General features: G+C 42.7%; 11 protein-coding genes. 5 read left to right on the top strand and 6 right to left on the bottom strand.

What is annotated here, in order from left to right; translation table 11 throughout:
- Positions 1-148 precede the first annotated feature (148 nt).
- Positions 149-325 (top strand): YciY family protein, encoded by a 177-nt coding sequence (locus BMZ28_RS12315; protein ID WP_136655900.1) that lies wholly within the window; start codon positions 149-151, stop codon positions 323-325.
- A gap of 72 nt (positions 326-397) precedes the next feature.
- Here the strand turns inward: BMZ28_RS12315 and BMZ28_RS12310 are convergent, their stop codons facing one another.
- Positions 398-694, bottom strand: coding sequence for a YciI family protein (locus tag BMZ28_RS12310; protein ID WP_047782666.1), 297 nt, complete (start codon positions 692-694; stop codon positions 398-400).
- 340 nt (positions 695-1,034) lie between these two features.
- On the opposite strand from BMZ28_RS12310, the gene BMZ28_RS12305 reads away from it, so the two are divergent.
- Positions 1,035-1,712, top strand: coding sequence for a TonB family protein (locus BMZ28_RS12305; protein ID WP_248296106.1), 678 nt, complete (start codon positions 1,035-1,037; stop codon positions 1,710-1,712).
- A gap of 56 nt (positions 1,713-1,768) precedes the next feature.
- Here BMZ28_RS12305 and yciA read toward each other — a convergent pair whose 3' ends face one another.
- Together yciA and BMZ28_RS12295 are read right to left on the bottom strand one after the other, a co-directional pair.
- Entirely contained in the window at positions 1,769-2,188 is a 420-nt protein-coding gene (gene yciA, locus BMZ28_RS12300; RefSeq protein WP_074823558.1) for an acyl-CoA thioester hydrolase YciA, read from the bottom strand.
- Between the two features lie 170 nt (positions 2,189-2,358).
- On the bottom strand, positions 2,359-2,919 hold the full coding sequence (locus tag BMZ28_RS12295; protein WP_047781302.1) for a septation protein A: 561 nt from the start codon (positions 2,917-2,919) through the stop codon (positions 2,359-2,361).
- Positions 2,920-3,313: 394 nt separating this feature from the next.
- Here BMZ28_RS12295 and BMZ28_RS12290 point away from each other — a divergent pair, with 394 nt between their 5' ends.
- On the top strand, positions 3,314-5,026 hold the full coding sequence (locus BMZ28_RS12290; RefSeq protein ID WP_074823556.1) for a SulP family inorganic anion transporter: 1,713 nt from the start codon (positions 3,314-3,316) through the stop codon (positions 5,024-5,026).
- 134 nt (positions 5,027-5,160) lie between these two features.
- On the opposite strand, the gene BMZ28_RS12285 is transcribed toward BMZ28_RS12290, so the two are convergent.
- Positions 5,161-5,925, bottom strand: a complete 765-nt coding sequence (locus BMZ28_RS12285; RefSeq protein WP_074823552.1) for a YciC family protein — start codon at positions 5,923-5,925, stop codon at positions 5,161-5,163.
- A gap of 670 nt (positions 5,926-6,595) precedes the next feature.
- Between BMZ28_RS12285 and ompW the strand changes: the two genes are divergently transcribed.
- A complete protein-coding gene (gene ompW / locus BMZ28_RS12280; RefSeq protein ID WP_047781299.1) occupies positions 6,596-7,246 on the top strand; it encodes an outer membrane protein OmpW in 651 nt (216 codons plus the stop codon).
- A gap of 63 nt (positions 7,247-7,309) precedes the next feature.
- Here the strand turns inward: ompW and ppx are convergent, their stop codons facing one another.
- Both ppx and ppk1 read right to left on the bottom strand, forming a co-directional pair.
- Positions 7,310-8,857: an exopolyphosphatase gene (ppx, locus tag BMZ28_RS12275; protein ID WP_047781298.1), complete on the bottom strand. Its 1,548-nt coding sequence runs from the start codon at positions 8,855-8,857 to the stop codon at positions 7,310-7,312.
- 5 nt (positions 8,858-8,862) lie between these two features.
- Entirely contained in the window at positions 8,863-10,953 is a 2,091-nt protein-coding gene (gene ppk1, locus BMZ28_RS12270; protein ID WP_047781297.1) for a polyphosphate kinase 1, read from the bottom strand.
- 252 nt (positions 10,954-11,205) lie between these two features.
- Here ppk1 and BMZ28_RS12265 point away from each other — a divergent pair, with 252 nt between their 5' ends.
- Complete coding sequence (locus BMZ28_RS12265) at positions 11,206-11,415, top strand: hypothetical protein (RefSeq protein WP_047781296.1); 210 nt, start codon at positions 11,206-11,208, stop codon at positions 11,413-11,415.
- Positions 11,416-11,890 lie beyond the last annotated feature (475 nt).

The raw sequence follows: 11,890 nt of genomic DNA, 5'->3' as shown, positions 1-11,890 counted from the left end.
GTGTACGCAGTGTAATGAAAAGGTAAAACATTTCTTCACTTTTAGCGGTAGATTTTTGTTACTCAATTTTTGATTTAATTGGCTAAAAGTCAAAATCAAATGCGCTACAATAATCCACCATTTGTTTGTCAGAAGTATGTTGGTCACTATGCACAGATCCCGTACTGAAGTTGGACGCTGGCGTATGCTACGGCAGGCACAACGTCGCCGTAACCGCTGGTTGGAAGGACAATCCCGCAGGAATAGCCGAATACACCACATTAGGACAGAAAAACAGCTTGGTCGTCAGCAGCGTTCATTGCTTTATGCACATAGTTATGAGTAGCGTTGTTAACATATTGCGAGCATGCTTATTGGGGTTCTGCAAAATAGTACTGGAACAGAACCCCGGATTGAGTTAGAAAACCCGCTTAAATGGTTTAACCGTCACATTTTGGTATACGCCTGCTTCAATATACGGATCCTTGCTGGCCCATGCTTTTGCTTCTTCCAAATTCGGGAAGTCGGCAATAATCACTGAACCAGAAAAACCCGCGCTGCCAGGATCTTCACTATCAGCAATGGGATTTGGACCGGCAAGGACTAATCTGTCAGCATCTTTTAATAATTGCATACGGGCTAAGTGGGCAGGGCGAGCGGCAAGACGTTGTTCAAGGGTATTAGCGACATCTTCAGCATAAATCAGATATAACACGGTATCATCCTCAATGTTATTGTTAGTTACGTCAGCGGGTAAGTTATGTGATTTCTGAGAAGACATCAATGCTAATTTATGGCCGGCTACGGTTGCCAACAAATGAAAATCAAAATGTTACGTTAGATATGGATACGGCAGTGCATTGAGATTAGCATCAAATTGATATTGAATATCATTACCATTTTCATTTAGAATCATTGCTATCATAAAACCTAAAAGTGGCTCTTTTTTGAAAAAGTTCTTTTTAGCGCGTCGATTTTCCTGGCCGCTCACGTTTTCAATCTGCTTACATGCATCGCTTATCGGTGGACTTGTTTTCGCGTCGATAAAAGATCAGATGATGCTTCCCATTGCTGAAGAATCCGCACCAATGAACGTAATCATGGTCAATCCAGCCATGTTTGCGACTCCAGCGGAGACTGCTGAGCAAAATGCGCCAGCAACGGAAGCGAAAAGTGAACCTGAAGTTGTTGAACCGATACCAGACTCTGTACCTGAGCCAATTCCAGAGCCAAAACCGATTGAAATAGAAAAACCTAAACCTAAACCTAAGCCTGAACCAAAACCCGTTCCTCAGCCGAAACCGCAGCCAAAGAAAGAACGAAAAAAAGAACCTAAAAAACAGCCTAAAAAAGAGGCGGTTCAGCAGTCAAACGTAGATAAACCGGCGACAAGTACAGCGGTAAGTCCTAATACTGCTCCGGTAGCCAGTGGCCCAACCTCATCAACTTTGGGGGCGGCACCATCCAGTGGCTCTAAAGTGCTAAAACAGGTAGAACCTTCTTATCCAAAACAGGCTTTCGATCGACGGATTGAAGGGCAGGTTGAAATTATGTTTGATATCAATGACGACGGCCGGGTTGAGAACGTGCGTATTCTCTCTGCCAATCCACCACGAATGTTTGAGAGGGATATTAAAGCGGCCTTGAAGAAATGGCGCTATACGCCGGTGGTGGTGAAAGATAAGAAGATGACTATTGTGTTCAAGATTGATGGTGGAGCTCAGATCCGTTAACTGACTTAATGGATGAGTCCTGATATAGCTGGTTATGTATCAGAACTCATCAATGATTAGTCAAATGACAGGTTTTTCTTGTCTTCAGGCAGAGAGCGGGCTTTACTGAGCTCGTTAACTGCAACATAAGTAAATACGGCTTCAGTGACACAATAACGCTGACCAATAGGTTCTGACGATACCTTCTTAACCCAAACTTCCATGTTGACCGTAATTGAACTGCGGCCAGTGCGAAGGCAGTGGGCATAGCAGCAAACCACATCACCCACCGTAACGGGTTTTAGAAAAGTAATGGCATCCACGGCAACGGTAACCACTCGTCCTCGGGCTATCTCTTTGGCCATAATGGCGCCGCCAATATCCATCTGTGACATAATCCATCCACCGAAGATATCACCATTAGCATTAGTATCTGCCGGCATAGCTAAGGTTCGAAGGACTAATTCTCCGCGAGGAGTGCGTTCTTGTGTACTCATAATATATTTCTGATTCGGTTCGTTATTGGTTAAAGATAATGGCTGATTTAGTCAGCCATGATTCGACAATTTTCATTATTTTTACATAACTCATCGCTACTCTCGATGGAGTAGTCGCATAAGTTAAAGCGTTATTCTTGTATTATGATCCAGTATTGCGGTTCTACAACCTAGTCTTGCCTATTCTTTGCCGGATTTTTTTGCTCGTCTGGAATATGACGATAAATATAGATTCCGCTTAATAGTGTAAAGACCAGTGTCATACCGGTTAATCCAAATACTTTAAAGTTCATCCAAATATCCAGCGATAGCCAGAAAGCAATATAGATATTGAGTAAACCGCAGCCTAGAAAGAATACTGCCCAGGCAATGTTTAATTTTGACCAGACATGTTCAGGCAGAGTGATTTCTTTCCCCAACATACTTTTTATCAAGATCTTTTTCAGAACCAATTGACTGAAGAGTAGGGCCAGAGAGAATAGGGTGTAGATCGCGGTAACTTTCCACTTGATAAACTCATCGGAGTGGAAAACGATGGTTAGCGTGCCAAAAACAACCACCATGGCAAACGTCACGAGCATCATTTTTTCTACTTTACGATATTTTATCAGGCTATAAACCACAGCCAAGGCAGTAGCAACAATCAGGGCGCCTGACGCAACAAAAATGTCGTAAAGCTTATAAAAGGTAAAAAATACAATCAGGGGTAAAAAGTCTAAAAACTGCTTCATAAATCTTTCCATTGGTCAGTAAGCCGCTGACTATACCGGATTTGGCATCAGGTTTACACTATCGCCGAATTATCGAACGACTCATTTATTGCCAAGTATGCCGGTAAAGCATCATTACGGTGTGATTCATCACATGGTAACGATGAATAGGAATTATACCTAGCCCAACAACGCTAATTTTAGCGGTTGATATATTCTTATAGCAATCGGAAAGCATATTTTGTGTTTTTTACTTAAGAGCTGCTGAAGCAAAACCATAAATTAGCGTCATCCCGTTATAAAATAAGCATAATAAGTCACGCAACACTTTGTTAAACCGCGATAACCATGCATTATGTAGTATGTTTGGGATGAGGGTTGCCGAATAGCTGAATGGCCGGTCACTGAGGATAATATGTTTTCAAAAGCACTTTTAAAATGGATGCCAGGATTACAGAACCTATTGGCCTACGATAAAAGTTGGCTGAAAGCAGACGTTCGGGCTGGACTATCTGTCGCAGCGGTTGCGCTACCTGTCGCTATTGCTTACGCTGAATTGGCCAACGTGGGGGCGATTGTGGGTCTTTATTCCTGCGTTCTGCCGATGATTGCGTATGCACTATTTGGATCTTCTCGTCAATTGATTGTTGGACCGGATGCGACCACCTGCGCCGTTATTGCTGCGGTAGTGACACCTTTAGCGGCGGGGAACAGTGAAATACAGTGGCAACTCACCATTATTATGACCCTGATTATGGGAGGGTGGTGCATACTCGCCAGCAAATTCAGATTAGGTGCTTTAGCTGATTTACTCTCACAGCCAATACTAACCGGTTTGCTGAATGGGGTAGCCGTTACCATTATGGTGGGGCAAGTGGCTAAGATTTTGGGGATTCAAATCAATGCCAATCAGCTGATCGAAAAAATGATGGCTATTCCGCTACAAATTATGGATAGCCATCTACCCACGCTGGGTATGTCTGCATTAACCTTACTGCTATTAATCGTTATAAAAAAATTCCGTAGTCAGTGGCCTGCACCATTGATTGCCATTATTGTTGCCACAACTTTGGCTTGGGGGTTCTCTCTTCAACAATATGGGGTGGAAACGATTGGTTCTTCGGGTTTTGATTCTGGCTTACCGGTGGTTCACTGGGGCAGTTTTCAGCCAGGTTTGATTCGTGAGTTGGTGATACCGGCGTTAAATCTGGCATTGATTAGTTTTGTTAGTCTGATGCTGACAGCTCGAAGTTTTGCCGCTAAAAATGGCTATGATATTGAGGCTGATGCGGAATTTCGAGCCTTGGGGATCGCCAATATTATGTCGGGATTGTCGCAAGGATTTGCTATCAGCGGAGCGGATTCCCGAACCGCCGTCAATGACGCCAACGGTGGGAAAAGCCAACTGGTCTCAATTATTGCTGCGTTAGTGATTGGGCTGGTGGTGATCTTTTTTACTCAGCCACTGCAATATATTCCGGTTTCCGCTCTTGGCGTAGTTTTGGTCTATGCCGCATGGTCATTGATGGATCTCAAGGGAATTTGGAACCTGAGACGACGTAATCGCCAAGCGTTTAGTCTGGCTATTTTTACGTTTGTTTGCGTGCTGCTTATCGGCGTGATTCAGGGGATTGGTTTAGCCGTGCTATTGGGGCTCTTACAGTTCTTACGCACGGTATTCCGGCCGACAGAACAGCTCTTAGGTGTTAATGAGGACGGGATGATCCATTCGTTAGGAAATACCAATACGATTAAAGCCGTTCCGGGCGTCATGATGTATCGTTTTAATTCACCGCTAACTTATTTTAATGTGGCTTATTTTAAACGCCGGATCTTGAATTTAGTCGACAGTACGCCATTTCAGCCGCGTTGGGTGGTGATTGATGCCGTAGCCAGCTTTACCTATGCGGATATTAGTGTGTTGGCTTCTATTGATGAATTGAAGCGCGATCTTAAGATTCGTCAGGTTAAATTAGTGTTGGCGGGGCGTCGCACGGAACTGACCCGATGGTTTAAAGATAACCGGCCAGCAATGAAAGAAGAAGATATATTGCTGGTACCGGATCTCTATCTGGCATTGAAACTCATTCAAAGTAAAGAAAGTGCTCATAATCCAGAAGAACAGTAGTGAGTCTAGCGCTGTGGGTGTAGTAAAAGCCGGTTTATACCCAATGTCAGCTAATTAAGCATTTTCACTCTGTACATTATGACCGATTAACCAAGATCCCGGTAGAAACCAGGATCTTGGTTTTAGTTGACTGATTAACCTTTGACCTGCATATACAGACGAAATAGATAAACAAACATAAATGCGGTAACCAAATAGCTGATGGCATCTACGAGTAGTGAGATAGCGACGGGTGATGAGGCCGCTACATTAACCGACAGCATAAATAGAATAAATTTAACTGATAAAGTAAATAGCACTATCGGCAGGATAATCTTAACGTTGCTGAATGCCATGCTCCAACTGGTGGATATCGCATGAATCAGACCCTGTTTGGACTCCAGTAGGATAATGGGTGCCATAACCAACACAAAGATAAAAAATATTCCAGGTAACAGATAAAGAGAAAAACCAAAGAAAATCAGCGGCAGTGAAATCACCAGTAATAGCAACAACATGGGGAGAGAAGCTGCAGATGAACCGATTGACCGTAGAGCGCTGGTTTTGTGGCCTTGTGAAACCTGCATAATCAGCGTGACTACACCACCAATTAGCAACAAGTTACTCAATAAAAAACTCAGCCCCATTGCGCCAAATAACGGCATTGCCGCTTCAACAATGCTTAACTGCTGCTCACGAGACATGCCATTTATCACACTCTGAAGTTCTGAGCGACTGACTTGAGAGGTGCCAATGGCATCAGTAATGATTTTATGTAGCTCAGTGGTATTGGGTACCAAGGCCTGAAATAACATATAAGAAATAAATGACGCCAGTAATGCCAGCATAATAAAACTGGATAGTTGGTTACGTATAAAGTTTACGCTGTCACGGAAGAGGGAATTGGCCGTGATGGGCATAATGTCTCCTGTTGATGGTGGTATTTGGTTCGCTGGGAAGGATTGTAACCTGTTAGCTATAACTCTTGCATCTTATTGTCACTGCGGGGTCTGTTTATTGTGTCATCAAGGGATAATAAATATAGCGAGGTTTATACTGCCGATATAACAGGGAATAAATATGATGGCTAGGAGCTTAATGTCCACGCTTGGCCTAAGGTCGAGCCCCCAGCTTTTGCTGGGATGACGGCATAGATTTATCGTCATTCCGGTGAAAACCGGAATCCAGGTTTTAGCTTAATGTTCACGCTTGGCCTAAGGTCGAGGTCCCAGTTTTCGCTGGGGAGCCTTCAATGCAGAGGGCGTTCGCCCTAACGCCCTTTGCTCGGCTACGTATACCAACGTTAAATTATTCTCTGCACTGATAGTGGGCGAAACTTTCGTTGTTATTAATTTTAACTGACAAGCGTTACTGTTAGCACTTAGATTATTTTAATCATGATACTTATTCACATGAGTTGTTTTTTGAAAGATTGATCCAAATCAAATATATGAATATAAAGGAAAACAATTAACTTGTTTAGTTCACTATTTTGTCAATTTTTGTCAGGAACTGTGATCTGGGTTGGATCAATTTTACTTCTAAATAGGTATATTCACACGCATATTAACCCTTCAAGGAATATGGATAATGAAAAAACTCCCTTTGGTTTGTTTAATTGCTGCCACGCTTGCACCTTCACTGACTTTTGCTCATCAAGCTGGTGATTTTCTTTTCCGTGCCGGGTCAGTCACAGTAAGACCAAATGAAGGTTCGGACAACGTAATGGGTTTAGGTTCATTTAACGTTAATAATGACACCCAGCTAGGTTTAACCTTTGGTTATATGGTGACAGATAACATTGGTATTGAACTGTTAGGCGCAACTCCGTTTAAACACGATGTGGGTTTAAAAGCGACGGGTACCATTGCGACAGTTAAACATTTACCACCATCTCTGATGGCACAGTACTATTTCGGTACTAAAGAGAGCCAATGGCGTCCATATCTGGGAGCCGGTATTAACTATACAACCTTCTTTAGTGAAGAATTTAATAACACCGGTAAAGGCGCTGGTTTAAGCAACCTGAGCGTTGATGATTCTTGGGGCGTTGCACTGCAGGCCGGTGTTGACTACAACATTGATAAGAACTGGATGGTGAATACTTCAGTATGGTGGATGAACATCGATACTGACGTTAACTTTACCTCTACCGATGCCGCAGGTAATCGTACTAATCACAGCATCAGCACTCGCCTTGATCCGTGGGCATTTATGTTTGGTGTAGGTTATAAGTTCTAATCATCGCCACGATGTTATAAGAAATAAAAAACGCCAACATATTTGTTGGCGTTTTTTATTGGGTTAATCAGCTCTCACTTTTTCGTCATCGCTTTTCAATTTTAACTTCCAGCCGGCGACATCTTGCCAATATTCCTGTTCCCGTTCTAAGTCAGCAGCAACCAGACTGTTTTTATCCATATAGCCTTGAGGGAAAATCAGCGTGATATGGTAATCATCGCTAATAAGGCGTAAGTATTCCGGCGCTGTCGTGGCCTGTCGTTGATTACTCAATAAAATGGCTAAACGAAGCAATTGGATAAGGGGAATAACCTGACGTTTTTTAACCAGATTAAAACTGGGAAGTTCATCCAGCTTAATACCTTTACGGTGAAAACGTACCAACGTTGCCAACAGCAGCTGATGCTCCTGATTAAACCCAGGTAGATTGGTATTCTGGAGAATATAGGCGGAGTGGCGTTGCATATTACTATGGTTAATGCTTAAACCCACTTCATGTAGCATAGCCGCCCAACCAAGCAGCGCTTCCAATTGTGGATTAGCCAGAGAACTATTCTGGGCTAGCCATTGGGCATAGAGCTGTTGTGTAGTGTCTAAAACGCGGCTGGCTTGTTCTCTGTCGATATTATAGTGTTCCGCCAGACTAATGGCTGTCCGACTTCTGATATCCTGATGGCGGAAACGGCTTTCCATTTCATACAGAACGCCTTCACGCAGTGCTCCATCTGACAATCTAAGCTCTTTAATATCCAGCGCATTAAAAACACCGCATAAAATTGCCAGCCCAGGCACAAATACGCTCTGGCGATCGGGTGATAATCCATCCAGATCGATTGATCTAAACGATTTAAATTTCAGTGTTAAGTTGACCACTTGAGCCAGTCTTTCCGGCGTGATGATGCCATCCCGTTCAGCCAGCTCTTCAACGATAACGTTATGAACCGCTTTAATGGTACCTGAAGCGCCTAAAGCGTATTGCCAGCCTTGAAGACGGTATTGCCAGGCCAGATTCTCTAATTTTTGTTCTGTGGCCAGCTGAGCCTTATGAAAATTTTGTTTGCTAATCTCTTCATTAGGGAAAAATTGTTTAGAAAAACTCACGCAGCCCATGCGGCGACTTTCTGCCAGAATAGGGGAGAAGTCTTCACCAATAACTAATTCGGTAGAACCACCGCCAATATCGATGACTAGCTTTTTGCCTTTTTCTGGTTGTGTATGGGCCACCCCCATGTAGATAAGACGAGCTTCTTCCTGACCAGAAATAATCTCAATAGGATAGGGCAGGATCTCGGTGGCCCGCTGAAGAAACTCCTGACCATTGACGGCTAGCCGAAGCGTATGGGTACCAACAACTCGTACACTATCCGGTGAGAACCCCTGTAATCGCTCAGCAAACAGACTGAGGCAGCTTAATCCACGGGCCATGGCCTCTTCACTCAGGTAATTGTCTTTATCCAGTCCATCGGCTAAATAGACCCGTTGTTTGACCCTGCCTAAAACTTGCAGTGCACCGTTAACTACCCGGGCGATAATCATATGAAAACTGTTGGAACCCAAATCAATCGCTGCGATCTCTTGTGGTTTTGTTGTTATTGAGTCGTTCAAAGGCATTATTATTACTCTGCTGAATCTGGTAATTCTGAAGCGGGTGATTGCTCAAGGTTTTTTAGGTAATCATAAATCGCAATTTGTGAGCGTACTTTTCTGCGGTTACCTCTGGGAACGTATTGGTTACTCAGATCTTTATCAATAATTCGAGCTTTTACCGTATCGGCAAGCTGTAGGTCAATAATATCCAGAACTCGTTGCTTTAATACCGGATCGAGAATAGCGACACCCACTTCAATACGGTAATCAATGTTACGGGTCATCCAATCTGCAGAGGAAATAAATACTTGGTTATCCCCTTGATTGTCAAAAATATAGACGCGAGCATGTTCCAGAAAACGGTCAACGATGCTGGTAACCTGAATGTTTTCGCTTACGCCAGGAATATTCGGTACCAGCGCACACATGCCGCGTACAATCAAACGAATTTTTACGCCAGCGCCGGAAGCCGCATACAGTCGGTCAATCAGCTCTTTATCAACCAGACTGTTAACTTTTAATGTAATTCCTGCACTCAGGCCGGCTTGGGCAAAGGAAATTTCTCGATCGATTAATTTATTAAGCATTAAGCGTGAGTTTTGTGGTGAAACTAACAGATGCTCAAAGCTGACCGGGCGGTAGGGGTTTTCAATAAAGTTAAAGACACGGCGGACTTCATTAGTAATGCGCGAATCCGCGGTTAACAGAGAGAAGTCGGTATATAAGCGGGCGGTTTTTTCGTTGAAGTTTCCAGTACCGATATGGGCATAGCGTACAATCTGCCCATCTTCAATGCGTGAAATTAAAAAGAGCTTGGCGTGAATTTTCAGACCAGGGGCAGAGAAAATGACGTGTACACCGGCTTCGGTTAACCGCTTGGCCCAGTGAATATTCGCCTCTTCGTCAAAGCGCGCCTGTAGTTCAACGACCACCGTAACCTTTTTACCGTTATGCGCGGCATTGATCATCGATTCCACAATGCGTGAATCTTTTGCGACACGATAAATATTAATTTTTATGGCTAGTACGCTAGGGTCGAATGATGCCTGACGCACTAATTCCAATACATGCTCAAAGGTATGGTAAGGATAATACAGTAGGACATCTCGCTCTTTAATGGCATCAAACCCATTGCGAAAATGACTAAACCAAATGTGTCTTAAACGAGGTAGCGGTTTGTTGACCAAATTAGCTTTGCCAACGTTAGGAAAACTGATGAAGTCTTTAAAGTTATGATAACGACCGCCTGGAATAACCGAGTCATAGGAGGAGATACCCAGTTTCCTACGTAATATTTCTACCATATCATTCGGCATATCGCGCTGATAAACGAAACGCACTGGCTCAGCCGTTAGACGTTGCTTCAGGCTGGAAGACATCAGTTCCAGCCAACTAGACTCCATTTCATTCACCAAATCATATTCGGCATCCCGAGTCATTTTCATCGAGTAGGCATTTAATGATTCATAATCAAAGAAGCCTTTAAAGATATCGTCCAAACAAAAGCGGATAATGTTGTCTAACAAAATCATCGGCTTGCGGCGGCGCGGTGGCTCTGGTGGTAATGTAATGAAACGAGAGACTTTGTTGGAGGGAATTTCCAACAGCGCATACTCTTTTTTCTCAGCGTTAACGATAATTTCAACCGCTAAATAGGTGTAATCATCTTTCAGGAATTCAAGCAGGCTAATATCGTTATTCAACAGGATTGGCGTAATATGCTGTCTGAGATGGTTTTTAAAATAGTGACGTAGCCATAGTTGCTGGTTTTCGGATAGTTGACGTTCATTAATCAGAAAAACCTGATTACGTGCCATTTCCAACAGCAGTTCGTTATACAGATTGTCAAACTCCAGATCGGTTTTGAGTACTTTAGCCTGAATTTTCTTCAGGACATGTCTGGAACTGGAGGCGGAGCCTTGCTCTTCTTTAATCAGGATGCGGCGTTTCACATCGGCAAAACGTACCTTATAGAATTCATCCAAATTGCTGGAATAGATACCTAAAAAACGGATGCGTTCAATTAGAGGGTTACTTTTATCGGCAGCTTCCTGCAATACCCGTTCATTAAACGATAACCAGCTAAGCTCTTTTTCAATGTAGAGTTTTTCCTGATTCATCATGGCCCCATAGCAACTGAATAATTTTACCATTATGGCGATTAGTTGGGGGTTAAGTCTACAGATACCTGACAGGATTTGATGGAGATTAAGGTATTTAGACGGTGAGGGTAAACGACGGTAAATAAAGATAAGAGTAGGGTTCGATAATTTTACCCACACATCTGTAAGATAAAATTTAAGTTATTTAGTTATCGTGACGTCTTTAACTTTATTCGATGGATATGAATAGATGAATTAAAGAAGGAATATATGCGTAGTCACAAAAACACCGTTCAAACTGAAGGCGATGACTTTTCTTTGTCATACCACTGCCCTTACTGTCAGCAAGTTCTCTTATCCAGAGCACCTTATAAAAATGAAGTCTGGGAAAGCTCTATTTGCTGCCATCATTGTGAAATGATTATCTATTCTATTTTCTACCATAACCGCGTTGACGCTTTTCGCCTGACGGCAAATTAGTTATTCAGGAACATTTCAGCGATGAAGAAAATTTTAGCCTTTTCAGATATCAGGGCCTTTTCATTTCAAGGCTCATTCACTGAGAGGACTTGATAATAATATAGTTTTAATAAAATAAGCATGTTGGCATGAATACAATAGGATAGAGGATGCTTGATTACTTTAGTACAGTTAAAGAGGCTTTCAATTGGAGATGTAAGCTTGGGTTAAAGCCATTGCTGATTTTCATGTTTAAGAGTGTACTTGCTTATATATTTCTGGCCGGATTTTATATAGTTGGGTTTCAGATCTTAGTGCGAACACCTCTAATGCATTACATGAGTGTGGAAAACATTCTCAATATCACCAAATATACAACTTTAGTCATTATAATCGTAGTTTCTGTGCCTGTGGGGTTACATATTCTAAAATTTTTAATTGGTTGCATTACAAGTAACCATAAATGACAGATGTTAAAAATCCGGTCGAACCGGGG

Source organism: Pragia fontium DSM 5563 = ATCC 49100 (assembly GCF_900112475.1).
Taxonomy (GTDB): domain Bacteria; phylum Pseudomonadota; class Gammaproteobacteria; order Enterobacterales; family Enterobacteriaceae; genus Pragia; species Pragia fontium.
The sequence above is the reverse complement of the archived record's forward strand: the minus strand, read 5'-3'. Positions and strand labels throughout refer to the sequence as shown.